Genomic DNA, 25,047 nt, shown 5'->3' on the forward strand with positions numbered 1-25,047 from the left:
TTTTTTTGGGCGTCTGGTTTACGTTTTCAGGTGTAAAACGAACGCGCCGAGCAACACCAAAACGACACCCAGCACTTGTATCTTCCCCAGCCGCTCCTTGAAAAACACATACCCCAGAATCGCGGCGATTCCTCCAGATAGCGTGCTGATCACCGTCACCACCGAAACCGATCCCGCCACCGCGCCCCAAGCGAATGATGAGAACCCGCCAAGGTTCATCAGGCTGGCGCCCGTCAGCGTCATGCAGTTTTTCAGCGGCGGAATTTTCAAACCGTCTTTGATCTTCAACACCATCACAACCAACACCACCAGCCCAACAAGATAGGCCAGCCAAAGCATCGTCACCGGTCCAAGCACCGGCAGGACGAAGTGGCCCTGCAGCCAGAAGCTGGTGCCATAGAACACCGCCGCCAGCAGCGCGTAAGCAATGGAACGACTGGCCTGGGTGGTGTGTGGGATGTTCGGGGCGGAGTGAATGCTGGAAAGAACGACGCCGATCACGCAGACGGCGATGCACAGCAATTGAATCAGACTGATCTGTTCACCGCCCGCCCAGGACAACAGCGTGGTCACCACGCCATAAGAGGTCACCAGCGGCGCAACGATGGAGGCTTTGCCGAGGGCAAAGGCTTTCGACAGGGCCAAGGCGCCCGACACAGTCAACACGGCCGCGACGGTGCCGATCAACCACGTTTCGAGCGGAGCGGCCATGGACCTGAGAATGAAAATGGGGAAGGCTATCAGCAGCAGGCTCATGATGATGAAACCGAGTGCCTGACCGAAATACACGGCTCGTTTGACGCCCACCGCACGGGCATTCAAACCCACCAGAAAATCCGTACCGCCCCACAGCAAGGCAGCGAGTAAACCCATCAGTACGTCCACGCTATGTCCTTATAGGTGTTCGCTGCGGACGTTAGAGGCCTTCCAGCGTCTGAGTGTCCCAGCGTTGGGCCTTGATGGCCTGGTAGAGCATTCCGATAGTCAGCGGCATTTTATCGCCACGTCCTTTGGCCCTTCGTTTGAGGAACACATCGTAGCCTTCTGGTTGGAAGTAGCGATAGGCGTCGTAGTCGATGAAGTCGATGGCGAACTGTTCTTCCAGCGCTTCCATCAGGCTTCGCGCATCGGCACCGTCGCAGCCCAGGTCGAAGTTGATCGAGGTGCTGAGGCTGATGGTTTTGCGTTCGGGCAGGCCGAGTTCTTCGTGCAGCAGCTGCATGAGCAGATGCATGGTGTGGTCGTCGGGGAAGTTAGGGGCGAGGTTCATGATGCAAGTCTGCAGGATATGTGCGGTTGGGATATGGATGATTGCATGAGGTTGAGCATTACGGCATTCGAATGAGCTTCCGCTATTTGGTTGGCGATTTCTTGTAGAAGATCACGCGATCTAAAAGCCCTTGACAATAAAAGTTTGTGCATGCGACAAGTGTCCACGTTTTATGGAATGTGGACACTTGGAGCGAGGGCGTTCATGAAGAGTCAAGATATTTTTCTACTGTTCAAGATGACCAGTCTCCATGCTCAGGAAGAAGGCTTCCAAATGGTGGGTGCGGCTTCGCCGCCAATCATCGGTGGTTCGCCGACACCTGAGGCAGCTTTCTCTTTGAATGTTTCTGGAATAGGGCACGGAACCTTCGCTGATCCAAAATTCGAAGTTACTTCTCCCGGAGCATCAATAGGACAGCAAGAGCAATACCCGGATTGGGGATTGTTCGGTTCGAATACGGATGAATGGGGCAAGCAGTCGTTAGCAGGTTGGGAAGGGTGGGATGATCCTGAACCAGAAACTCCTATCACCAGTTGGGCCGAGTGCTACTCACTTAGAGCGCTTTCATCCTCACTGGGGCTAAGCAAGAGTGAGGTATCAAACTCGATTGCTCGTTGCCGCGAAGCTGGGCTTCTGACCAACGATTTTGAAACCTCCCTGCCGAAGGTCAATCGTCGTGCGCTTTTGGGGATTTCAGAGCATGCGCTCAAATACTTTTTCCCTGTGAAATTGGGCGCGATTGTCCGTGGCATCCCTACAGGCTTTGCCGCGCCAGCGTTGTCCAAGCATCTTAAAAGCGCAGGTGATCTTATTCCTGTCTGGCCTGACCCTATTGGCAGTGAGAGAGGTCAAGCCATTGAACCTCTGTACAAGTCCGTTCCTGATGCCGTCAAGAAGGATCGGACTCTTTATCACTATCTGGCGCTTGCTGATGCGGTAAGGGTTGGGGGGCCAAGGGAGAGCAAAGTGGCTATTAATTTGCTGAAGGCAGGTATGGGTTTATGAGTGCTAATGCTGACCACAACTACGAGATGATTGAGTTCGTTGCGCAGGGATTGGGGGATGAGTTTTTATCGGAGGTGGCCTTCGTCGGTGGGTGTACAACCGCGATGCTGGTCACCGATGAAGCTGTACTCGACGACATCCGTTTCACCGATGATGTTGATTTGGTGATCGAGCTTGCGGGTATTCCCGCGTGGGAGAGGTTGACGCAACGCTTGTCTGCGAAGGGCTTCAAGATCACAGGAGAGGATGAGGTCAATTGCCGATTCCGGTTCAACGACATCATCGTTGATGTGATGCCGTCAGATGCGGCTGTGCTTGGTTATGCCAACCGCTGGTTCGTAGAAGGGCTTGCTCACGCAGTGAAGTTCGCATTACCCGGCGGAACTGAAATCAAGATTTTCCAGCCGCCCTATTTCCTTGCTACCAAACTTGAAGCCTTTAGTGGCCGTGGTGAAGGAGATCCGTATCACAAGGACGTGGAGGATATCGTCATATTGATCGATGGTCGGCCAGAGTTATTGGAAGAGGTTTTGAGTGCTGATGCTGAATTAGTGCAATTTATTGCCAGTGGCGTTGGGGACCTGACCCAACTGAATGGCATTGACTATGCGATTCAAAGCTCAAGCTCTGTAAGAGCCAACCCGGACCGCGGCAAGCTCATTTTTCAACGCATGAAAGAGTTGAGCCAATTAGGATGATCTACGCGACCAGATCCGTGAAAGGACAGGCCAGGGAAGAAAATCGCGATTACGCTGGCGCGTTGTTTGATGGGATCAGAGGCTTGTTCGTTATTGTCGATGGCACGTCCAAGCCCGGTAGCGGCCTGCTGGCCCAAGCGTTAGTCCAAGGGCTAATGGACGCGTATTTGTCGAAAGTCGAGCAGGGTACTGGTGACCATACACACGACTTGGCTACACAGTTGATTCGGTCGGTGCTCACTGATCTGCACGCCCCACTATTTTCCGAGCGATCTGGATCAACAAGCTATCTGGTGGCTGTTGTTGCAAAGGGTGCGTTGACGATCGCTTATGAAGGTGACTGCGGTTGTGGGGTGGTTGATGCCGAAGGCAGGGTCAGCTGGATCACTACGCCCCATTGCGTCGCTAACTGGAAACGCAATCGTACGCACCGAGAGCTTGCTTGCGATCCTGCCCGCAACCGGATTACGCGAAGCTTCAAGGCGGCTAGAGCGCCTGATCCGGAGTTTGTGATTAGAGCTGCGCAGACAGGTGAGCGACTGGTGTTTGCGACTGACGGCTTCTGGGCCGACATGAGTGAGGATCGCCAGGCGGATGCCTTAAGAACGCCTGAGTTTTCAATCACCGATGTTGACGATGACGTTACTTGGATCGACGTTCATTTGTAGGCGGTGGTTCATGACAGGCAAGCCATCTCTATAAGAGTTTGACTTGCCTGTGAGTACGCGATGTCAGACTGGGGCTTTCCAGCCCATTAGGCGTTGCTGGGCGACTTTGAGCAGGTCGCAGCCGTCTTGGGTCAGCAGGTAGAGCGCGTGGGTGATGTGGGGGATGTCTTCGATGTCACCGTCGAGGAAGCTTTGGCAGTGCAAGGTTCGGAGTAGTTCGCTTGAGGCTCGGATGCGCTGGAGAGCGGCCTCGAGGATGTCTTGGGGGGCGGCTTCTGTGTCGATGATCAGGGGCGGGGAATCGGTGAGGTTGGTTTTGAGTGGGCGGTAGCGGTTTGGAAATGGATTCAGCGTTGGCATATGAATTACTCGGTTTGTTGTTTAGTAACCGCCCGCACCGTGACCAAACGATGGGAGGCGGACTGTGCGCAGGCTTGGTCAACCGAAAACAACAAATCGGCTCGCCCGAAGGCGTCCCGCACACAGCCGCCATAGCAATGCACTACGGGGACATAGATGTCCGCGGCGCGAATGATGGCACACATGTGTGCGTTGTTCTCAGGTGACCAAACCTGATCGCTGAATTTGCAGCGATGCAGAGACAGTAAATGTTCGTTGCTGGGCAGCGATAGTCGACAAGGAGTCTTCTCTTGTAGGACCGTGCCGAAGCTTTGATAGGGCGTTGCTGACGGATTTATCCACTGTAAAAACTCTGTGGTTTGAATGCCCTCAGGGGGACCGCGTTATCGTTCTTCGCGGGCAAGCCTCGCTCCTACAGGGATTGTGGTTCGGCTTTAAATCGCGGTGGGTTTTGGTAGGCGTTGCCGGGCGATTTCGAGCAGTTCGTTGCCGTCCTGGGTCAGCAGGTACAGCGCGCTGACGATGTTGGGGATGTCGCTTGCGTCGGACTGTTTGAAGCACAGGCAATACAGCGTTTCGAGCAGATCGCTGGCGGCGCGGATGCGTTGGCGGGCGGCGTCGAGGATCTCGAAGGGATCGGCTTCGGTGTCGATGACCAGCACCGGGGTTTCGCTGTAGCGGGATTTGAGTGGGCGATAGCGTTCGTTTGATGGATCGGGGTTGTTCATCGAGGTCAGTCCTTTGGGGGATCGGCAGTCTCGCCGGCAGGCCGACACACTGTTTCAGCCGCGCCGGAAACTATAGAAGGGTGCGTTGTTGTGCGACAAGACGGCGGTGATGGACAGGGTTTGTAGGGGGTTTACCGTCATTTTGGGAATGGGCCTACGCGTTGGTGGAGGTTTTTTGCTGGGGAATGGCTGTTGGTGAAAAGGCCTACGGGGTTGTCGGGCGCTTTGCGGTATTTCTCGGGACGGGGCGCGTCAGAATTTGTAGGGCATTTCTCAGTTTGCGGTGATTGTGCTGGCCTCTTCGCGAGCAGGCTCGCTCCCACAGTGGTTCTCGGCCGTACAAAAAATCTGCGTTCCGCGCAGTTCAATGTGGGAGCGAGCCTGCTCGCGAAGGCGATCTGCCAGCCGCCCAATTCCTCAAGCCCTGCAATCCCGTCGAGCCATCCGCTGTATCATCCCGTATCGTTTTGCCCCCGACCTTTTCTCGACTCGCTGCGATCGCCAGCTAGGCTTTGGGCTTCGCAGCGGTCAACGGAGTGACAGCTTATGCACAACACCCTGGAACAGGTTTTTGGTTTTTCACAGTTTCGACCCGGCCAGGAAGCGGCGGTCAGCGCGGTGTTGGCCGGGCGCTCGGCGGCGGCTATTTTCCCCACCGGCTCGGGCAAGTCCCTTTGCTATCAACTGTCGGCCCTGTTGCTGCCGCACCTGACCCTGGTAGTCTCGCCGTTGTTGGCGTTGATGCAGGATCAGTTGCTGTTCTTGCAGCGCCACGGTATCTCGGCGGGCAGCATCGATTCGGCCCAGAGCCGCGATGACGCCAGCGACGTGATGGCTCGTGCAAAGTCGGGCGAGTTGAAGATTCTGATGATTTCCGTGGAGCGCCTGAAGAACGAGCGCTTCCGTAATTTCTTGCAGCAGGTGCCGATCTCGCTGCTGGTGGTGGATGAAGCGCACTGCATCTCTGAGTGGGGCCATAACTTCCGCCCCGACTACCTCAAGCTCCCCGACTATCAGCGCCAGTTCAACATTCCGCAGGCCTTGCTGCTGACCGCTACCGCGACGCCAAAGGTGATCGCCGACATGGAGGCCAAGTTCGCCATCGCTCCTGAGGACGTGGTAACCACCGGTTTCTATCGACCGAACCTCAATCTGCTAGTGGAACCGGTACGCGGTCAGGACAAGCGCCGACGCCTTGTCGAATGGATGAGTCAGCGCCCCAATCAGCCAAGCATCGTCTACGTCACCCTGCAGAAAACCGCCGAGCACATTGCCGAACACCTGGGCCGAAACGGCATTCAGGCCGAGGCCTATCACGCCGGGTTGCCCCACGAACAACGCGAAGCAATTCAGAAGCGCTTCATGGGCGGGCAGTCCAATTGCATCGTTGCCACCATCGCCTTCGGCATGGGCATCGACAAAAGTGACATCCGCAACGTGGTGCATTTCGACCTGCCAAAATCCATCGAAAACTACAGCCAGGAAATCGGTCGCGCCGGGCGTGACGGGCAGCCGTCCGACTGCCTGGTACTGGCCAACCGCGACAGCCTCAACGTGCTGGAAAACTTCGTCTACGGCGACACGCCGGAACTGGACGGCATTCGTTGCGTGCTCGACGAGTTGCAAGCCGCCGCGCCCGACGGGCAGTGGGAGTTTCTACTGGGGCCGCTGGCGGACCAGAGCAACATCCGCCTGTTACCGCTCAAGACCTTGCTGGTGCAACTGGAACTGCGCGGGATCATCGCGCCGCGTTACGCCTATTACGCCGAGTACCGCTTCAAATATTTGCAGGAGCCCGAAGCCTTGCTGGCCCGTTTCGAAGGCGAGCGAAAGGACTTCGTCGCGGCCATCATCCAGACGTCCAGCCGCGCGCGGACCTGGGCCACGGTGAACTTTGACGCGCTGTACGAGCAGCATCAAGCCGAGCGTGATCGGGTGGTCAAGGCGCTGGATTACTTTCAGGAGAAGGGTTGGGTCGAACTTGAAAGCAAGCTGATGACCGAGGTCTACAGCCTGCTGCAAACCGACTTTGATGCCAAAGTCCTGAGCGAAGAACTTCACGCCTACTTCACCCGCCACGAGCAAACCGAGATCGCGCGGATACACGCCATGCTTGATCTGTTCGCCACCGAGCAGTGCCTGGGTTATCGCCTGGCCGCGTACTTCGGCGATGAGAACGCGCCGCAGCAATGCGGGCATTGTTCGGTGTGTCACGGGGATGTGGCGCGACTGCCCGCGCCACCGGAATTGCCGGCGCTTGTGGATAAAAACTTTGAGGCGTTGTGCGGTGACTTTATCCACAGGCACGAACAGCACACTGGCAGTGTTCCTTCGACTGAGCGCGTGACGCGTTTCTTGTGCGGGATCAGTGTGCCGTTGTTCACCAAGCTCAAGGCGCGGTTGATTCCGGGGTTTGCGGCGTTGGAGGGGTATCCATACGGTGAAGTCCGAGCATGGGCTGAAGACCCTCTCTCAGGCTGAAAGGGTGCCCTGTGGGAGCGAGCCTGCTCGCGATGGCGGCGTGTCATTCAACAGGGATGTCGGCTGATCGACTTCTTTCGCGAGCAGGCTCGCTCCCACAGGGATTTGCGATGATCCTGCGGCTACATCCATCCGCTGAATGTCGCTCATCACAGGAATAAATTTCAAAAAAGCCCGGTGGCTGACTATGGTGAGGGCTGTCTTTGGATCGCCAACAAGAGAACACAACATGAGCCAGACACCGTTCAACATTCAGCGCGCCGCCGTGATCGGCGCGGGCACCATGGGCCGTGGCATTGTCATGTGCCTGGCCAACGCCGGGGTGCCGGTGCAATGGGTCGATAACAATCCGCAGATGCTTGAGCAGGCATTGGCCACCGTGGCCGAGACTTATGCCCACAACGTAAAGCAGGGGCGGATCGATCAGGTCGAGGCTGATGCGCGTGTTGCGCGGGTAACGGCGACTGCCGACTACGCGGCGATCCGCGAGGTCGATCTGGTGATTGAAGCGGTGTACGAAAACCTTGAGCTCAAGCAGAAAATCTTCCGTGAACTGGATGGTTTGCTTAAGCCTGAGGCGATTCTGGCCAGCAACACCTCGGCGCTGGATATCGACGCCATCGCTGCGGCCACTCGCCGTCCACAGCAGGTGCTGGGCCTGCACTTTTTCAGCCCGGCGCACATCATGAAACTGCTGGAAATCGTTCGCGGTGCGCAAACCGCCCCAGCGGTGCTTGATGCCGCGCTGGAGCTGGGCAAACGCATGGGCAAGGTCAGCGTGGTGGCGGGCAATTGTCACGGTTTTATCGGCAACCGCATGCTGGAACCGTATGTGCTCGAAGCGCGCAAGATGCTGCTTGAAGGTGCTTATCCCTATCAGGTTGATGCGGCGCTGCAAGGTTTTGGCTTTGCCATGGGGCCGTTCCGTATGTACGACGTGGTCGGCGTCGATCTGGGATGGCGTGCTCGGGAGTTGGCCGGCAAAGGTCAGGATGCGCCGGAAGTGCAGGTAGATAACCGTCTGTGCGAACTGGGGCGTTTCGGCCAGAAGAGTGGCAACGGCTATTACCACTATGAACCGGGCAGTCGCCAGGCTGAGCACGATGTAGAGGTCGATGCGCTGGTGCTGCAGGTCAGCGAAGGGTTGGGCTTCCAGCGCCGCGAGATCGGGCCTGAGGAGATTCTAGAGCGTTGTTTGCTGGCGCTGGTCAATGAAGGGGCGAAGATCCTCGAGGAAGGGATTGCCGGGTCGGCCCATGACATCGATCTGGTTTACCTGAATGGATACGGCTTTCCGGCGGACAAGGGCGGGCCGATGGCCTGGGCGGATCAGCAGGGGTTGGCGGATATTCATCAGCGCTTGCTGGCGCTGGAGACGAGGCAGGGTGATCAGTGGAAACCGGCGCGGTTGATTGGCGAGTTGGCGGCAGCCGGAAAGGGGTTTGCTGACATGTGATTTCTAGGGTGCCTGTGAGGGCCTCATCGCGAGCAGGCTCGCTCCCACAGTTGATCTTCAGTGGGCACAGAGTTTGTGCTCGACCGAGACCAATGTGGGAGCGAGCCTGCTCGCGATGAACGATGACGCGGTTTACGCCTTAGACTGGCAATCCAACTCCAGGAATCGACACTGATGTCCAACCCGATGCCCCAACGCACCGACTACCCGCACTTCCAGCCCATCACCACCCGCTGGCACGACAACGACGCCTACGGGCACGTCAACAACGTCACCTACTACAGCTTTTTCGACACGGCGGTGAACACCTACCTGATCGAAGTGGGCGGGCTGGATATTCATGACGGTGAAGTCGTGGGTTTCGTGGTGAGTTCGGCCTGCGATTACTTTGCGTCGATCGCTTTTCCGGATCGCATCGAGATTGGTCTGCGGGTGGGCAAGTTGGGTAACAGCTCCGTTCAATATGAACTGGCCGTGTTCAAGCAAGGGGATGACGAAGCCTGCGCTGCGGGGCGGTTCGTCCATGTGTTTGTGGATCGTTTATCGAATCAGCCGGTGGCCATTCCTGCCGGGCTACGCGGGGCGTTGGAGCGGTTGGTGGTTTGACAGGCAAAAAAAATCGCAGCCCTGGGGCTGCGATTTTTTGATCTACCGGTACACGAGGCGATCAAGCCTCAGTCGCGATAGCGATGTTTATGCTTGCGGTGGCCATAGGCATGGCCACGGCCCGGGTGGCCGTCACGGTAGTAGCGACGATCATCACGGCCACCACGATAGGAGCGACGATCATCGTCGTCATCGCTCTTGTTGCCCATGTAGTTACCCAGCGCGCCACCGGCGCCGCCGCCTGCTGCGGAGCCGATCAGGCTGCCGGTGGTGCCGCCCACGCTACGGCCAACCACGTTACCGCCCGCTGCGCCCAACGCACCGCCAATGGCGGCTTCGCCACGGCTGCGTTTGTCTGCGCCGACGGCACTACCACCCGCGCCGCCCAGGGCCGCGCCAATGGTGGAACCTGTATTGCCGCCTAGTGACTGACCGACGACCGAGCCCAGAACCCCGCCCAATGCGCCGCCCACACCTGCTTCGGTGGTGCCGCCGGCAGAAGCGAAGCCACTGACAAGGCCAAGGGACAACAAGAGAATCGAGGAGAACTTCATAGAGGAACCTCAAGGGGATGACGGCGCGATCCTGAGGCTGTGTCAGGGTGCTGACAATCGAAATCCGACGAGTAACACGACTTGAGCACATTTCTATAAGTTGCTGTTTTTTGGGCGGAACTTAAGTGTTTTTCGCCGGTCTTTAGCTACTTCGGATAGGCCGTTTTTGTTAGAAAACGGCCTTTTTTGTGGGCGATTGGAAAGTTCTGGATTCGGAAGTTTCGTTGAATGAGCCACCGCTTTCGCGAGCAAGCCCGCGAAGAGGCCAGACCCGCTGCCGCGTTAAGCCGACTTGGCCATGATCAACCCCGTCGCACTCGCCATTTCCAACCGAATCGCCACAAACTTCGACGTCGGCGTATGGCTGCCATCCCCAGTGCTCTCAAGCGGCACCAGCGGATTCACCTCGGGATAGTAAGCCGCCGCTTGCCCCGCAGGAATATCAAATGCCAGCAGCGTGAAGCCCTTCACGCGGCGCTCTACGCCATCGTCCCAGATCGACACGATGTCCGCCTTCTGCCCAGGCTTGAAGCCCAAACGAATGATGTCCGCCTCGTTCACAAACAACACATCTCGCTGACCTTTCACGCCGCGATAGCGGTCATTGAGGCCATAGATTGTGGTGTTGTACTGATCGTGGGAACGCATCGATTGCATGATCAGGTCCGGCAATACGCCCGTGGCGCGAGTGCGCTCGTGTACCAGGTGCTTGGGCAATTGGTTCGGGCGGAAATTGGCCCGGCCTGACGGGGTGTTCCACTTGCGCGCGCCGGCGCTGTTGCCGAGGTAAAAGCCACCCGGATTCTTGATCTTCTCGTTGAAGTCCTTGAAGTTGGGGATCGTGTCGGCAATCAGGTCGCGGATACGGCGATAGTCGGCCACCAGCCAGTTCCAATCCACCGGATGGCTGCCCAGCGTGGCGGCCGCGATGCCGGCAAGAATCGCTGGCTCCGAGCGCATCTGGTTCGACAGCGGCTCCAACTGGCCGTTGGAGGCGTGGACCATGCTGAACGAGTCTTCGACGGTCACCGCTTGAGGGCCTTCGGTTTGCCGGTCAATGTCGGTCCGACCCAGGCACGGCAGGATCAGCGCGTCTTTACCGTGTGCCAGGTGGCTGCGGTTGAGCTTGGTGCTGATCTGTACGGTCAAGTCGCAATTGCTCAAGGCCTGGAAGGTGCGCGGACTGTCCGGCGTGGCCTGTGCGAAGTTGCCGCCCAAGGCGATAAACACTTTTGCCCGGCCTTCGGCCATGGCATGGATCGCCTCGACCACGTTATGGCCGTTTTCGCGCGGCACCTTGAACTGGAAGCGACGCTCCAGGGCATCGAGGAACGCCACTGGCGGACGCTCGTTGATGCCCATTGTGCGGTCGCCCTGCACGTTACTGTGGCCGCGCACCGGGCAAAGGCCGGCGCCTGGCCGGCCGATGTTGCCGCGCAGCAGCATCAGGTTGGCGATTTCCTGGATGGTCGCCACCGAATGGCGATGCTGGGTAATGCCCATCGCCCAGCACATGATCACGTTCTTGCCCTTGGCATACATCCGCGCGGCTTGCTCGATCTCGACAAGGGGCAGGCCGGATTGCTCGACGATCTGCTCCCACGAGGTGTCATCGACGATGCCCAAGTATTCCAGCACGTTGACGCTGTGTTCATTGAGGAAGTCGTGGTCGAACACGGCCGGCTCACCCGCTTTCTGCGCATCGCGCTCCCATTGCAGCAGGAACTTGGCCATGCCGCGCATGATCGCCATGTCGCCGCCCAATGCCGGGCGGAAATACGCGGTGTTGGTCGGTTTATCGCCGTTGGTGAGCATTTCGAGCGGGTGTTGCGGGTGCTGGAAGCGTTCCAGGCCGCGCTCTTTCAGCGGGTTGATGCACACCACCTGCGCACCGCGTTTCACCGCTTCGCGCAACGGTTCGAGCATCCGTGGGTGGTTGGTGCCGGGGTTCTGGCCCCAGACGAAAATCGCGTCAGCGTGTTCGAAGTCGTCGAAGGTCACGGTGCCTTTGCCGACGCCGACGCTCTGCGCCAACGCCACGCCGCTGGCCTCGTGGCACATGTTCGAGCAATCGGGGAAATTATTGGTGCCATAGGCGCGCACGAACAATTGATAGAGAAACGCCGCTTCGTTGCTGGCCCGCCCCGAGGTGTAGAACTCGGCCTGATCCGGGCTCGACAAGCCGCGCAGATGCTTGGCGATCAGGGTAAACGCATCGTCCCAGCTGATCGGTTGATAGCGATCGGTTTCGGCGTTGTACTTCAATGGCTCGGTCAGGCGGCCCTGATATTCAAGCCAATAGTCGCTCTGCTCCAGCAGCTGAGTGACGCTGTGTTTGGCAAAGAACTTGCCGTCGACACGGCGTTTGGTCGCTTCCCAGTTCACCGCTTTGGCGCCGTTCTCGCAGAACGCTACCATGCCGGCTTCGTTGGAATCGCCCCAGGCGCAACCGGGGCAGTCGAAGCCGCCGTTCTTGTTGGTCTTGAGCATCATGCGCAGGTTTTTCAGCGCATTGTCGCTGGTCAGCCACGCCTGGGCGACGCTGATCAGTGCGCCCCAGCCACCGGCTGGGCCTTTGTAGGGCTTATAGCGAGGGACGGGTGTCTGGTCGGCTTGACGGTGTTGACTCACGCTTGGTTCTCCAACGTTGGGCTGTAAACCCGCGGTGCATTCTTCTGGGGCAGATGGATGAGGTTGAGGTTGTGACGACGGGCCCATTGCACGGCAAGGCCCGTGGGCGACGACAGGCTGACGAGTGTCTGGATGCCTGCGCGCAAGACTTTCTGGATCAATTCCAGGCTGCAACGGCTGGTGACAATCACCAATCCGCCGGTCATCGGGATCTTTTGCCGGATCAACCCGCCGATCAGTTTGTCGAGCGCGTTGTGTCGGCCGATGTCTTCGCGACCCAGCAGCAATTCGCCCTGAGCGTTCATGAACACCGCCGCGTGCACCGCGCCGGAGTACTGGCCAAGTGGCTGGAACGCACCGATGCGCTGGCGCAGGCCATCGAGCCATTCGGCGGGCGGCAAGGGGGCGCCGGGCAACACTTTGAGGTCGGGCAATGCCTGTTCCACCGCTTCCACGCCGCAGAGCCCGCAACCGCTGGTGCCGGCCATTTGCCGACGCTGCTGCTTGAGGTTCCAGAAGGCGCGGTTGGCGATGGTCACTTGCGCGTACTGCGCCGAACCCGAGCCGCTGAGTTGCAGGTCATAGATGTCGGCGGCGTCTTCGATGATGCCGCTGCCGAGGCTGAAACCGACAATGAAGTCTTCCAGGTCCGACGGTGTCACCAGCATCACCGCCTGGCTGATGCCGTTATAGGCAATCGCCAGCGCGACTTCCTCGGCCAGCGCGGTGCTGTCCGATGCGCTGTGTGGGAGGTTGCTGTAGCTGTACGTTTGGCTGGCGGCGGGCGCTGGCGTTTGGAGGGCAGGCGCCGCGCAGGCTGGGCGCTTGGCGTTCATGGCATCACCGACGGTTTGATTAGCTCTAAGCCTAGGCGCGTCAACATGTCGCGTCTAATCGCTATTACTGATCTGCCGATAGATGCCGTCGATCAAGACTCCGGCAGCGATTGTTGAAAAATCGCGAAACAGGCTTCCGCGAGCGCCGAACGCGGAGCGCTGCGCCGCATGATCAGCCCCAGCCGGGCGAGGGTCTGGGCGTTTTCGATGGGTTGCAGGCGTAAATGATCGGTGAGGTTTTCCAGGCCGCCGTTGAGCGGCATCACTGCGCAGCAGAGTCCGCCATGCACCGCTTGTAACAATTGGTGGACGGCATCGGTCTGCAACAACGGCTGTGGGGTGAGGCCGCGGCTGTGGAAGTTGTGGTCGATGGACTGGCGAAAATGCATGCCGCTGGTGAGCATGCCCAGCGGCAGTTCGATCAGCGACTCCCAACTGAGCGGCGCTTCGCCGAAACTGAAAAAGCGCTGATCGTAGAGCAGGCCCATGCGGGTTTCGCTGAAAGACAGGGAATCGAAACGTTCGCCGTCCAGGCGCTCAAGGTACGACACGCCGAGGTCCAGGCGATTGTTCGCCAGTTGTTCGAGGATCTGCTCGGAACTCAGGGCCGAAAGTTCGAAGCGCAAGTTTGGGTGCTCGGCGTGCAGCCTTTGCATCAGCGGCAGCGGATCGAAACTCGACAGCGGCACCACGCCCAGGCGCAACGTACCGACCAGATTGCCCCGGCAGGCGGCCGCCTCGGCGTACAAACCGTCGTAAGCCGCCAGCACGGTGCGGGCCCAGGCCAGCACCCGTTCACCCGGCGCGGTGAAACCTTCAAAGCGCTGACCACGGTTGACCAGAGGCAGTTCGAGTTCTTCTTCGAGGCTGCGCAGGCGCATGGACAGGGTCGGTTGGGTGATGTGACAGCGCGCGGCGGCCTGGCCGAAATGTCGGGTTTCGTCGAGCGCGATGAGGAATTTCAGCTGCTTGATGTCCATCTTCGCTCCAGGGCGCGTGAAGGCCCGGATTCTAGCGCCTGGGGATAGGCGGCGTCATTGGTCGGCTCGTAACCTTGAGTGGCAGGCGTGGTCTAGGCTTTTGCGTCTGGAACCCAATTCCCAAGGAGAATGCACCATGAGTATTTTTAGCTTTGTGAAAGAAGCAGGCGAAAAGCTTATCGATCTGCTGACGCCTGGCAATGCTAATGCCAGCGAGCAGTTGAAGGAACACATCAGCAAGGTCGGCCTGGGTAGCCCGAATGTGCAGGCCACGGTGGATGGCGACAAGGTCACCGTGACGGGTGAAGTGGCAAGCCAGGAAGAGAAGGAAAAAATCCTGCTGGCCGTGGGCAATATCGCCGGTGTCGGTAGCGTGGATGACCAGATCACGGTGACCGGACCGGTTGCGAAGGCTGCGGTGTTTGTGACAGTGGTGAAGGGTGACACGCTTAGCGCGATTTCCCTGCGTGTGTATGGCGATGCCAACAAGTATCAAAAGATCTTTGAGGCGAACAAACCGATGCTCAAGGATGTGAACAAGATCTATCCGGGGCAGTCGTTGCGGATTCCTGAGTAAGGTTCAAGACCGTGTGATGGCCTTCGCGGGCGGCGATCCGACTTGCCCGCGAAGCAGCCGACTCGGTCTCAAAGCCCTGCAATCAATTCCCGGTAATCGCCAACCGCCGCAAACTCCGCCGTGTCCTTCGGCCCTTTGCGGCTGTCCGGCTCGCTCACCGCCAACAAATGCGCCACGCCAAAATTCCGCGCACTGCGCAGAATCGGCAAGGTGTCGTCGATAAACAGGCTACGCGCCGGGTCAAAACCGATATCCGCCTGCAAGGCATCCCAGAATTGCGGATTCTCCTTGGCGAACCCGTAGTCATGCGAGCTGATCAAGCGCTCGAAGTACGGCGCCAGTTCGATTCTTTCCAGCTTCAACGACAGCGAATCACGGTGGGCATTGGTGATCAGCACCACGCGCTTGCCGGCCTGTTTGATCGCCGCCAGAAAGGTATCGGCATCCGGGCGCAGGGCGATCAGGTGCGCGGTTTCCAGTTTCAGTTCACGCACCGGCAGTTTCAGCTCGGCGCTCCAGAAGTCCAGGCAATACCATTGCAACTGACCGGCATTACGTTCGAACAGCGGCTGCAACTCCATTTCGGCCATCGCCCGACTCACCCCGTGCAACTCGGCATAACGCTGGGGCAGGTGCTCCATCCAGAAATGGTTGTCGTAGTGCAGGTCCAGCAACGTGCCGTCCATGTCCAGCAAAACGGTGTCGATGTCGCGCCAGGGCAGCAGGGACATAAAAAACTTCTCCAGCGGTAAAAAAGATATCCGAGGTCAACAATCAGGATAGGCCGGGTATAGTAACCCGCTATCGCCAAGGAGCCGCTCATGCGCCAGAAACCCACCATACTCGCCCGCGAGATCGTCGCCACCAGCCGTTTGTTCTGCGTCGAAGAGCTGAAGCTGCGCTTTTCCAATGGCGTAGAGCGCACTTACGAGCGGTTGGTCGGCAAAGGCGCCGGGTATGGCGCGGTGATGATCGTGGCGATGCTCGACGCGGACCACGCGGTGCTGGTCGAAGAGTATTGCGGCGGCACTGATGAGTATGAATTGTCCCTGCCCAAAGGCCTGATCGAACCGGGCGAAGACGTGCTGGCGGCGGCCGAGCGTGAACTCAAGGAAGAGGCCGGGTATGGCGCGCGGCAACTGGAGCATCTGACCGAGTTGTCGTTGTCGCCCGGTTACATGAGCCAGAAGATCCAGGTGGTGCTGGCCACCGACTTGTACGAGGAGCGCCTTGAAGGCGACGAGCCGGAGCCGATGGGCGTGGACAAGATCAACCTGCGTGAGCTGTCCGCCCTGGCGCAGAACCCGCGATTCACTGAGGGTCGTGCCTTGGCGGCGCTGTACCTGGCCCGTGATCTGCTGACTCAGCGTGGGGTGTTCCTGCCATGAATTTCCCTCATCCGTTGATGGCGCCGGTGGTGGAACTGGCCTTGAAGGCTGGCGACGCGATCCTGCCGTTCTGGCGCACCGGCACGGCAGTGACCACCAAGGCCGATGATTCGCCGGTGACCGCCGCAGACCTGGCCGCTCACCACTTGATTCTGGCCGGGCTGACAGCGCTGGACCCAAGCATCCCGGTCCTGTCCGAAGAAGACGCCAACATTCCCCAGAGCGTGCGCGCCGGGTGGCAGCGTTGGTGGCTGGTAGACCCGCTGGACGGGACGAAGGAGTTCATCTCCGGCAGTGAAGAATTCACCGTCAACATTGCGCTGATCGAGCAGGGGCGCGTGGTGTTTGGCGTGGTGTCGATGCCGACCAACGGGCGATTCTACGTCGGTGGCGCGGGCCTGGGCGCGTGGCGTGGCGATAAAGATGCGCAGCCGTCGCCGATTCAGGTGCGCAACGTGCCGGCAGCGGGCGAGGCGTTCACCGTCGTTGCCAGTCGTCGGCATTCCAGCCCTGAGCAGGAGCGTTTGTTGGCCGGGCTGAGCGACAGTCTGGGTGAACTGCATTTGGCCAACATTGGCAGTTCGCTGAAGTTTTGTTTGCTGGCGGAAGGGGCGGCGGATTGTTATCCGCGGTTGGCGCCGACTTCGCAGTGGGACACGGCGGCGGCACAAGGCGTGCTCGAAGGCGCCGGTGGCGAGGTGCTGGATTTGAGCGGTCAGCCGTTTTGTTATCCGGCGCGGGAATCGCTGCTGAATGAGTTTTTTCTGGCGTTGCCGGCGAAGGCGGCGTGGCGGGAGAAGTTGTTGGAACTCGCGCGCTCCTGAGCTTTAAACCTGGATTCAATACGTTAAATCACATTGTCTGATTGGCGGCTGCTGTGCAGCCTCTTCGCGAGCAAGCCCGCTCCCACATTTGATCTCGAGTGGCCACAAACTGTGTGCGCGACGTAAATCAACTGTGGGAGCGGGCTTGCTCGCGAAGGGGCCTATCGGTGCAACACATACTGCCCGGTAAACTTCACCGCATCCTCCTCACTCCCCGCATTCACCACCCGCGTATGCAGGGTCAAACGCGCCCTGCCATAGCGCTCATACGTCGCCAAAAACTTCTTCCACACCGCCGCACTCGGCGCGTGGCAAATGGCCGTCGCGTCGGTGGTCACCGGCAGCGGATAGCTGATGTGTCCTTCGTGAATCACGATGTGTCCGTCCTCGATGCCTTCCTCGCGCAAACGCAAATGCAACCAACCCCAACCCGCCAGCACCGCGCCGCAATACAGGCTGCCACCGAACATGGTGCTCTTGTGATTGACGTTGGCTTCCAGCGGCAAGTACAGGCGCAGATGCTGGTCGTGCCAGTCGAGCACCTTGACGCCCATGTCCTTCGTGAGAGGAATGTCGCGATGGAGGACGGATTCCAGGTGACGACTGTCGCGGTTCATTCACGGGCCTCTTGCATGCAGATGATGGGTTGACGGTAGCTCAATCGAGTTCGTCGGTGTGAGGGTGGGCGCCGCTGTCAGCGAAGTTCAGCCCGTGCTTGCGCAGTTTGTCGTGCAAGGTCTTACGCGGTATGCCGAGGGCTTCGGCGAGGCTGCGCACGGAGCTGTGAGCGCGCGCCAGTTCGGCGGCGATCAAGGTTTTTTCGAAGTTTTCCACTTGCTCGCTGAGCCCGCCGGACACCATCTCGACCAGTGTTCCGCTCGCGCCGTCCGGTGCGCTGTTGTCCAAAGCCAGTTCCAGGCCCAACGCAAAGCGCTCGGCGGCGTTCTGCAGTTCGCGTACGTTGCCTGGCCAGGTGTGGCGCAGCAGCAGGGCGCGTTGCCCCGGTTGCAACTCATGGGGCGGCAAACCGTGGCGAGCGCTGGCTTCGTCGGCGAAATGCTGGAACAGCATCAGCGCATCTTCGCCGCGCTCGCGCAGTGGAGGAATGCGCAGCGGCGCGACGTTCAGGCGGTAATACAAGTCGGCGCGGAAGCGCCCCTGATCGGCGGCCTGGCGCAGGTCTTCCTTGGTCGCGGCGATGATGCGGATGTCCAGCGGGATCAACTGATTGCCGCCCAAGCGCTCGACCACCCGCTCTTGCAGCAAGCGCAGCAATTTCACCTGCACATCCAGGCTCATGCTTTCGATTTCATCGAGGAACAACGTGCCGCCATTGGCGAATTCGAACTTGCCGATGCGACGCTTCTGCGCGCCAGTGAAGGCGCCCGGCTCGTGACCGAACAGCTCGCTTTCCACCACCGATTCGGCCAGGGCGCCGGCATTGATCGCCACGAACGGACCGTTACGCCGACTCGACAAATCGTGCAGCGCCCGGGCCACGACTTCTTTGCCGGCTCCGGTTTCGCCGAGGATCAGCACGTCGGCCTTGGTCGCCGCCAATGCGCCGATCTGCTCGCGCAGGCGCAGCATCGGCGCCGATTGCCCGACCAGGCGCGTGCTCAGCTCGTTGCGATCGCTGAGGGCCAGTCGCAGGCTGCGGTTGTCCAGCACCAGTCGGCGCAAGGCCAATGCGCGGCGCACGCTGTCGAGCAGGGCGTCGCTGGCAAAGGGTTTTTCCAGAAAGTCATACGCCCCGGCGCGCATGGCTTGCACTGCCAGCGGCACGTCGCCGTGACCGGTGATCAGCAGCACCGGCAGCTCCGGGTCCTGGGCGTGCAGTTCAGTCAGCAATTCGAGGCCGTCCATGCCTGGCATGCGGATGTCGCTGACCACCACGCCGGGCCAGTCGCGCTCCAGTTGCCCGGCCAGACCCTTGGCTTCAGCCAGCGGGAGGATTTTCAGGCCGGCGAGGTCGAGCGTCTGGCTCAGGGCCTGACGCAGGTGGGGATCATCGTCGATCAACACGACCTGAACACGGTTATCGATGGTCATGCACTTCGGTCCTCGGACGGTTGCAGGCTCACACCCGGTGCGCCTGCGCGCAACTTCAGGGTAATCAGGGCGCCACCTTCCTTGTGGTTGGAGAACGACAGTTCACCCCCGAAGGCGCGCATCAGGGTTTCGCAGATGGCCAATCCCAAACCAAGGCCTTGCGTGCGGGTCTTGGTGGTGTAGAAGGGCTCGCTGGCGCGGCCGAGGGCTTCCATACAAAAGCCTGGGCCGTTGTCGCGAATGTACAGAGTGACGCCGTCGGCGGTGGATTGGGCACTCAACCAGAGTTTACGCGGCGGGCCTTTTTCCGTCAGGGCATCGAGGGCGTTGGCCAGCAGATTGCCCAGCACCTGACGCAGACGGGTTTCCCCGGCCTCGACCCATAAGGTGGCGGCCGGCAAATCGCGGATCAACTCGACTTCCATGCTGCGTCGGCGCTTGGCCAGCAAGGCCAGGGCATCGTCCAGTGCCGGTTGCAGCGCGACGCTTTCCGGAGCGTGGCGATCACGGCGGGCAAAGGCGCGCAAATGCGCAATGATCGACGCCATGCGCCCGGTCAGTTCGCTGATCAACTTGAGGTTGCCGCGCGCGTCGTCGGTGCGTTGATGATCGAGCAGCACTTCGGCGTTTTCCGCGTAACTGCGGATCGCTGCCAGCGGTTGATTCAGTTCGTGGCTGATGCTCGCCGACATGGTGCCCAACGCCGACAGTTTGCCGGCCTGCACCAGATCATCCTGAGCGCGCACCAGTTCTTGTTGGGCATGCTCGCGCTCCAGCACTTCCTGTTTCAGGCGACGGTTGAGGCCTTCGAGATCACTGGTGCGCTCAGCCACCCGACCTTCAAGTTCGCGACGGGCCTTGGCTTCGAAGGCGATCCGTTCGAGGTAATGGCGGCGACGCTGCATCATCAAACCGAGCAACAGCATCAACACCAGCAGCGTCGCGCCACCGATGGCAACGACCGTACGCACAGGGCGATCGATCAGCGTGCGCGGCGCAAGAATGCTGACGCTCCAGCCGGTTTCGTCGATCTGCCGGGTCTGGGTCAGCCAGGCGTCGGGGATCAGATTCAGCGGCTTGGGATCACGAGTCGGATAGGGTTGAATCGCGGTGATGGCCTGGCTCTCTACGTCGCTCAGCGGGCGGGTCGAACGGAATCGCCACTCCGGCCGCGAGGTGAGAATGACCACGCCGTTGTGGTCGGTGACCAACAGCTGTTCCGGGGTTTTGCCCCAGAGGCTTTCGGTGTGGTCCAGGTCGACCTTGACCACCAGCACGCCGATGATTTTTTCTCGATCACGTACCGCCGCCGCAAAGAAATAACCGCGTTTGGCCGAGGTGGTGCCGAGGCCGAAGAAGCGCCCCAGGCGCCCGGCCATGGCTTCGCTGAAATAAGGGCGAAAGGCGAAATTGCGGCCGACGAAGCTGTCGTGTTTGTCCCAGTTGGACGCCGCCAGCGTCTTGCCTGTGGTGTCCATCAAGTACATGACTTCGGCGCCGGTCTGGGCGCTGATGTTCTTCAGCAGGCGGTTGGCGTTTCCTTGGGTCACGCCGTCATCCGGTGCGGCCAGTGTCGCGCGCAGGGCGGGTAATTCGCCGAGGATCTGCGGCAACACTTCGTAGCGGTGCAGGGTGCCCAGCAGGTTGGCGACGTAGAGGTCGAGGGTCTGCCGGTTCTGCCCGGCCAGTTCGCTGCGGTAATAACGCTCGGCCAGATGCTCCAGCGGCCACAGCAACGGCGCCAGGCACAGTGCGAGCAGGGCCAGGCTGCGCCAGCGGGGTCTGCGTGGGAGGGTCGGAGTCATGAGCATCGGGCGCCTGTGGGTACAGGCGCATTATGCCTAGGCTTGCGGGCGCAGTCTGCGCACCCTTTAGCGGGCGCGTTTTGCGCCGAAGCTTCACACAGCGTTTCAGGAAAAGACGTCGGCATCTTTCAAGAAGCGCGCGGCTTGATCCTTGGCCGATATGTGCGGCGCCTTGTCCAGTTGCCAATCGATAGCCAGGTCCGGGTCGTCCCAACGAAGGCTGCGCTCGGCGGCCGGGGTGTAGTAGTCAGTGGTTTTGTAGAGGACCTCGGCGACATCGCTCACTACCCGGTAACCATGGGCGAAACCTTCCGGCACCCAGAGCTGGCGTCGGTTGTCGGCAGACAAACGCACCGCCACCCATTGGCCGAAGTGCGGCGAGCTGCGGCGGATGTCCACGGCCACATCGAGCACCTCGCCAACCGCGACGCGAACCAGTTTGCCCTGGGTGTTTTGCAGTTGGTAATGCAGGCCGCGCAGCACGCCTTTCTGGGATCGGGAATGGTTGTCTTGAACGAACGTCGTGTTAAGGCCCGTTGCGTCTTCGAACGCCTTGGCGTTGAAGCTCTCGTATAAAAAACCGCGTTCGTCACCAAATACCTCGGGTTCGAAGATCAGGACGCCGGGCAGTTCGGTGGTCACTACATTCATGCTTGTCTCCAGCAATAGGTGTTGAGGATGCGCATGGCAATTAATGGGGAAGAGCATAACGGTTTGTACTGTTGAATGCCCTTCCAGCAACACCACAAATCCCCTTGTGGGAGCGGGCTTGCTCGCGAAGGCGGTGTGTCATTCGACATTGATAGCGACTGGCCCGGCGCCTTCGCGAACAAGCCCGCCCCCACATTTGATCGTCGCCAGCCGTGGAAGAGGGGTTGCGTATCGCCCCAAGCAGTGGCGATATAAGCGCCTAATAACATTTCAGGGGTTGTTGTATGCCGCTCGCCACGTTGATTCATCGCGCCAGTTTGCCCAGCCCGCAAGTGTCTGCGGAGCAAGCACTAGAGCTGCTCAAAGCGCATTACGGGTTGAGCGGACGCTTGCAGGCCCTCGGCAGTCAGCAGGATCTCAACTATCGCGTCGACAGCGACCAGGGCCGTTTTGTCCTGAAAATCTGCCGTGGCGATTACTCGGCGCTGGAACTGCTGGCCCAGCATGCCGGGCTCAAGCATTTGGGCGAACACCCCGGCGTGCAGGTGCCGCGCGTGATCCCCGCGAAAAACGGCGCAGACTTGCTGACCCTGGACGTCGACGGCCAAGCAGTGCATGTGCGCCTGCTCGATTACATCGAAGGCACGTCACTCACGCACCTCGATCATCTGCCGGGTTCCGTGGTGGCTGGCTTCGGTCGGCTCTGTGGCGAAATGGACCTGGCCCTGGCCAGTTTCGACCACCCAGGTTTGGAGCGAACGCTGCAATGGGATGCGCGCCACGCCAACGCGTTGATCGCGCATTTGCTGCCGGTGATCAAGGATGATCAGCAACGCCGGTTGATCGCCGATGCGGCGGAGCGCGCCGAGCGCCATTTGCAGGCGCTGGTGGATAAGCTGCCGGTGCAGGCCATTCACATGGACATCACCGACGACAACGTGGTGTGGCAGCGGGATTCGCAACGTCAGTGGCAATTGCAGGGCGTGATCGATTTCGGCGATCTGGTTCGCACCTGGCGCATCACCGATTTGTCGGTGACGTGCGCGGCATTGCTGCATCACGCCGATGGCGATCCATTCTGCATCTTGCCGGCGGTCCAGGCCTATCACGTGGTCAACCCGCTCACCCATGAAGAACTGCTGGCGCTGTGGCCGCTGATCGTCGCCCGTGCGGCGGTGCTGGTGCTCAGTGGCGAGCAGCAGGTCAGCATCGATCCGGGCAACGAATACAGCCGCGACAACCTCACCCACGAGTGGGAAATTTTCCGCGTGGCCACCTCGGTGCCGTTGGAGTTGATGGAGGCGGCGATTCTGACCGCCGTCGGCCAGAGCCTGCCGAGCATCGGCAGCGAAGGTTTTGCGCCGCTGTTGCCGAGCCTGGTCGGCCGTGAATTTGCCTTGATCGATCTGGGCGTACTCAGCGCGCATTTCGAGGCCGGAAACTGGGAGCAGGAAGGGATCGATCAGCGGTTGCTGACCGAAGCGGCGGCGGCTCATGGGCTGGCCGCCAGTCGTTATGGGCAATATCGCTTGTCTCGCACCCGGCCGGACATCGCCACCGAACCCGACACTTGCCCATTGCACGTCGAGTTGCGCGTGCCCCACGGCACGGCGGTCGAGTCGCCGTTTGCCGGCGTTGTCCACCAGCCGGCGTCTGGTGTGCTGCAGCTGGATGGCCCGCAATTGAGCGTGCGGCTGTGGGGCGTGACGCCGTCGCTGCATACCGGCGCGGCGCTGGTCAAAGGCCAGGTGCTGGGTGCGGTCAGCGGGCCGCTGATCGTGCAGCTGAGCCGAGGCGCATCGTTGAATGCGCCACTGTTTTGCACGCCTTCACGCGCGGCCGCCTGGCAAGCGTTGTGCCCGTCACCGGCGATGCTGCTGGGGCTGGCTTGCGATGCGGAAGAAGAACTCGATTCGCAGACCTTGCTGGCCCGCCGCGACGCCAGTTTCGCCCGTACGCAAAAACACTATTACGTCGACCCGCCGCGCATCGAGCGTGGCTGGCGCAATCACCTGATCGACATGCAGGGCCGTTCCTACCTCGACATGCTCAACAACGTTGCGGTGCTCGGTCACGGTCACCCGCGCATGGCCGAAGTCGCCAGCCGCCAGTGGTCGCTGCTCAACACCAATTCGCGGTTCAACTACGCAGCCGTGGCCGAGTTCTCCGAGCGCTTGCTGAAGCTGGCGCCGGACTCCATGGACCGGGTGTTCCTGGTCAACAGCGGCAGCGAGGCCAACGATCTGGCGATCCGTCTGGCGTGGGCCTACAGCGGCGGGCGCGACATGCTCAGCGTGCTCGAGGCCTATCACGGCTGGACGGTGGGCGCGGACGCGGTATCGACCTCGATTGCCGACAACCCCAAGGCCTTGAGCAGTCGTCCCGATTGGGTGCACCCGGTCGTCGCGCCGAACACCTATCGCGGTGAATTCCGTGGTCTGGACAGCACACCGGATTACGTACGCAGCGTCGAACACAACCTGGCGAAAATCGCCGAGCAGAAACGCCAGTTAGCCGGTTTCATCTGCGAGCCGGTGTATGGCAATGCCGGCGGTATTTCGCTGCCGCCGGGCTACTTGAAGCAGGTGTATGCACTGGTCCGCGCCCAGGGCGGCGTGTGCATCGCCGACGAAGTGCAGGTCGGGTACGGGCGCATGGGCCATTTCTTCTGGGGCTTCGAAGAGCAGGGCGTGGTGCCGGACATCATCACCATGGCCAAGGGCATGGGCAACGGTCAGCCGCTGGGCGCGGTGATCACGCGCCGGGAAATAGCCGAAGCGCTGGAGGCCGAGGGTTACTTCTTCTCGTCGGCGGGCGGCAGCCCGGTCAGCTGCCAGATCGGCATGGCCGTGCTGGATGTGATGGAAGAAGAAAAGCTCTGGGAAAACGCCCAGGTCGTGGGCGGGTATTTCAAGGAACGGCTTGAGGCGCTGATCGATAGGCATCCGCTGGTGGGCGCGGTGCATGGTTCTGGCTTCTACCTGGGCGTCGAGCTGATCCGCAACCGCGAAACCCTGGAGCCGGCGACCGAAGAAACCACGGCGCTGTGCGATCGCCTGCGTGAGTTGGGGATTTTCATGCAGCCGACCGGCGATTATCTGAACGTCCTCAAGATCAAACCGCCAATGGTCACCTCGCGCCGGAGCGTGGATTTCTTTGTCGATATGCTTTCGAAGGTGTTGCACGAAGGTTTGTAAAATTTGATATCGCCTTCGCGGGCAAGCCTCGCTCCTACAAATCCGGGTCGTTCTCCGCACCTGTAGGAGCGAGGCTTGCCCGCGAAGGCGTCAAAACACACCGAAAAATATCGATTGTTATCGGGTTTAATCGCGCCATTTTCGACAGAAAGAATATTTTAAGCTTTAAAAGCCGATTTTTATCGGCTATAAAGTCGCCCATACCCACGGCGTGTCTCACCACGCCCGGCGCTTCCTCTTTCTGTCATCGGTCGAGGCCACATTCGACCCACCAGCGTTT

The 25,047-nt window shown here is 60.0% G+C and carries 23 protein-coding genes; 10 read left to right on the forward strand and 13 right to left on the reverse strand.

Annotation, left to right across the window (positions count from 1 at the left end; all coding sequences use genetic code 11):
• Nucleotides 1-18: 18 nt before the first annotated feature.
• Nucleotides 19-873, reverse strand: coding sequence for an EamA family transporter (locus ACA057_RS01160; protein WP_497349768.1), 855 nt, complete (start codon nucleotides 871-873; stop codon nucleotides 19-21).
• Nucleotides 874-916: 43 nt separating this feature from the next.
• Nucleotides 917-1,270, reverse strand: coding sequence for a DUF1493 family protein (locus ACA057_RS01165; RefSeq protein ID WP_497345312.1), 354 nt, complete (start codon nucleotides 1,268-1,270; stop codon nucleotides 917-919).
• Nucleotides 1,271-1,447: 177 nt separating this feature from the next.
• On the opposite strand from ACA057_RS01165, the gene ACA057_RS01170 reads away from it, so the two are divergent.
• The 3 genes from ACA057_RS01170 to ACA057_RS01180 are packed head-to-tail and all read left to right on the forward strand — an operon-like array spanning nucleotide 1,448 to nucleotide 3,641.
• The gene (locus tag ACA057_RS01170; RefSeq protein ID WP_497349770.1) at nucleotides 1,448-2,275 is read left to right on the forward strand and encodes a MarR family transcriptional regulator; all 828 of its coding nucleotides are present in this window, start codon (nucleotides 1,448-1,450) and stop codon (nucleotides 2,273-2,275) included.
• Nucleotides 2,272-2,973 (forward strand): nucleotidyl transferase AbiEii/AbiGii toxin family protein, encoded by a 702-nt coding sequence (locus ACA057_RS01175; protein ID WP_497345314.1) that lies wholly within the window; start codon nucleotides 2,272-2,274, stop codon nucleotides 2,971-2,973. Before ACA057_RS01170 ends, ACA057_RS01175 begins: the two co-directional genes overlap by 4 nt.
• Nucleotides 2,970-3,641, forward strand: a complete 672-nt coding sequence (locus tag ACA057_RS01180) for a PP2C family protein-serine/threonine phosphatase (protein WP_497345316.1) — start codon at nucleotides 2,970-2,972, stop codon at nucleotides 3,639-3,641. The genes ACA057_RS01175 and ACA057_RS01180 overlap by 4 nt, the downstream gene beginning before the upstream one ends.
• Nucleotides 3,642-3,704: 63 nt before the next feature.
• Here ACA057_RS01180 and ACA057_RS01185 read toward each other — a convergent pair whose 3' ends face one another.
• Nucleotides 3,705-4,001: a hypothetical protein gene (locus ACA057_RS01185; protein WP_497345318.1), complete on the reverse strand. Its 297-nt coding sequence runs from the start codon at nucleotides 3,999-4,001 to the stop codon at nucleotides 3,705-3,707.
• Between the two features lie 434 nt (nucleotides 4,002-4,435).
• Nucleotides 4,436-4,729, reverse strand: a complete 294-nt coding sequence (locus ACA057_RS01190) for a hypothetical protein (protein ID WP_497345320.1) — start codon at nucleotides 4,727-4,729, stop codon at nucleotides 4,436-4,438.
• A gap of 546 nt (nucleotides 4,730-5,275) precedes the next feature.
• Here ACA057_RS01190 and ACA057_RS01195 point away from each other — a divergent pair.
• The 3 genes from ACA057_RS01195 (at nucleotide 5,276) to ACA057_RS01205 (ending at nucleotide 9,272) form a co-directional block, all read left to right on the forward strand.
• Nucleotides 5,276-7,210: a RecQ family ATP-dependent DNA helicase gene (locus tag ACA057_RS01195; protein ID WP_497345322.1), complete on the forward strand. Its 1,935-nt coding sequence runs from the start codon at nucleotides 5,276-5,278 to the stop codon at nucleotides 7,208-7,210.
• A gap of 229 nt (nucleotides 7,211-7,439) precedes the next feature.
• Complete coding sequence (locus ACA057_RS01200) at nucleotides 7,440-8,666, forward strand: 3-hydroxyacyl-CoA dehydrogenase (RefSeq protein WP_497345324.1); 1,227 nt, start codon at nucleotides 7,440-7,442, stop codon at nucleotides 8,664-8,666.
• Nucleotides 8,667-8,840: 174 nt separating this feature from the next.
• Entirely contained in the window at nucleotides 8,841-9,272 is a 432-nt protein-coding gene (locus ACA057_RS01205; RefSeq protein ID WP_497345326.1) for an acyl-CoA thioesterase, read from the forward strand.
• A 68-nt stretch (nucleotides 9,273-9,340) separates the two neighbouring features.
• Here the strand turns inward: ACA057_RS01205 and ACA057_RS01210 are convergent, their stop codons facing one another.
• The 4 genes from ACA057_RS01210 to ACA057_RS01225 all read right to left on the reverse strand — a co-directional run bounded on the left by ACA057_RS01210 (nucleotide 9,341) and on the right by ACA057_RS01225 (nucleotide 14,273).
• Nucleotides 9,341-9,826 carry a glycine zipper domain-containing protein gene (locus ACA057_RS01210; protein WP_497345328.1) on the reverse strand — a complete coding sequence of 162 codons (486 nt, stop codon included), beginning with the start codon at nucleotides 9,824-9,826 and terminating at the stop codon, nucleotides 9,341-9,343.
• Nucleotides 9,827-10,108: 282 nt separating this feature from the next.
• A complete protein-coding gene (locus ACA057_RS01215; RefSeq protein WP_497345330.1) occupies nucleotides 10,109-12,457 on the reverse strand; it encodes an FdhF/YdeP family oxidoreductase in 2,349 nt (782 codons plus the stop codon).
• Nucleotides 12,454-13,293 carry a formate dehydrogenase accessory sulfurtransferase FdhD gene (fdhD, locus tag ACA057_RS01220; protein ID WP_497345332.1) on the reverse strand — a complete coding sequence of 280 codons (840 nt, stop codon included), beginning with the start codon at nucleotides 13,291-13,293 and terminating at the stop codon, nucleotides 12,454-12,456. The genes ACA057_RS01215 and fdhD overlap by 4 nt, the downstream gene beginning before the upstream one ends.
• A 92-nt stretch (nucleotides 13,294-13,385) precedes the next feature.
• Nucleotides 13,386-14,273, reverse strand: coding sequence for a LysR family transcriptional regulator (locus tag ACA057_RS01225; RefSeq protein WP_497345334.1), 888 nt, complete (start codon nucleotides 14,271-14,273; stop codon nucleotides 13,386-13,388).
• Nucleotides 14,274-14,409: 136 nt separating this feature from the next.
• Between ACA057_RS01225 and lysM the strand changes: the two genes are divergently transcribed.
• Nucleotides 14,410-14,850 (forward strand): peptidoglycan-binding protein LysM, encoded by a 441-nt coding sequence (gene lysM, locus ACA057_RS01230; protein ID WP_497345336.1) that lies wholly within the window; start codon nucleotides 14,410-14,412, stop codon nucleotides 14,848-14,850.
• A gap of 68 nt (nucleotides 14,851-14,918) precedes the next feature.
• On the opposite strand, the gene yrfG is transcribed toward lysM, so the two are convergent.
• Entirely contained in the window at nucleotides 14,919-15,581 is a 663-nt protein-coding gene (gene yrfG, locus ACA057_RS01235) for a GMP/IMP nucleotidase (protein WP_076029028.1), read from the reverse strand.
• 90 nt (nucleotides 15,582-15,671) lie between these two features.
• On the opposite strand from yrfG, the gene nudE reads away from it, so the two are divergent.
• A complete protein-coding gene (nudE, locus tag ACA057_RS01240) occupies nucleotides 15,672-16,238 on the forward strand; it encodes an ADP compounds hydrolase NudE (protein WP_401356776.1) in 567 nt (188 codons plus the stop codon).
• Nucleotides 16,235-17,062 (forward strand): 3'(2'),5'-bisphosphate nucleotidase CysQ, encoded by an 828-nt coding sequence (gene cysQ / locus ACA057_RS01245; RefSeq protein ID WP_497345339.1) that lies wholly within the window; start codon nucleotides 16,235-16,237, stop codon nucleotides 17,060-17,062. The genes nudE and cysQ overlap by 4 nt, the downstream gene beginning before the upstream one ends.
• A gap of 161 nt (nucleotides 17,063-17,223) precedes the next feature.
• Here cysQ and ACA057_RS01250 read toward each other — a convergent pair whose 3' ends face one another.
• From ACA057_RS01250 to rfbC, 4 genes are all read right to left on the reverse strand, one after another.
• Entirely contained in the window at nucleotides 17,224-17,679 is a 456-nt protein-coding gene (locus ACA057_RS01250) for a YiiD C-terminal domain-containing protein (RefSeq protein ID WP_497345341.1), read from the reverse strand.
• A 40-nt stretch (nucleotides 17,680-17,719) separates the two neighbouring features.
• A complete protein-coding gene (locus ACA057_RS01255) occupies nucleotides 17,720-19,114 on the reverse strand; it encodes a sigma-54-dependent transcriptional regulator (RefSeq protein ID WP_497345343.1) in 1,395 nt (464 codons plus the stop codon).
• Entirely contained in the window at nucleotides 19,111-20,919 is a 1,809-nt protein-coding gene (locus ACA057_RS01260; RefSeq protein WP_497345345.1) for a sensor histidine kinase, read from the reverse strand. The genes ACA057_RS01255 and ACA057_RS01260 overlap by 4 nt, the downstream gene beginning before the upstream one ends.
• A 105-nt stretch (nucleotides 20,920-21,024) precedes the next feature.
• Nucleotides 21,025-21,570 carry a dTDP-4-dehydrorhamnose 3,5-epimerase gene (rfbC, locus tag ACA057_RS01265; RefSeq protein WP_497345347.1) on the reverse strand — a complete coding sequence of 182 codons (546 nt, stop codon included), beginning with the start codon at nucleotides 21,568-21,570 and terminating at the stop codon, nucleotides 21,025-21,027.
• A 284-nt stretch (nucleotides 21,571-21,854) separates the two neighbouring features.
• Between rfbC and ACA057_RS01270 the strand changes: the two genes are divergently transcribed.
• Nucleotides 21,855-24,767 carry an aminotransferase gene (locus tag ACA057_RS01270; RefSeq protein WP_497345349.1) on the forward strand — a complete coding sequence of 971 codons (2,913 nt, stop codon included), beginning with the start codon at nucleotides 21,855-21,857 and terminating at the stop codon, nucleotides 24,765-24,767.
• The last annotated feature ends 280 nt before the right edge of the window (nucleotides 24,768-25,047 follow it).

The organism is Pseudomonas sp. LBUM1661, assembly GCF_059695925.1.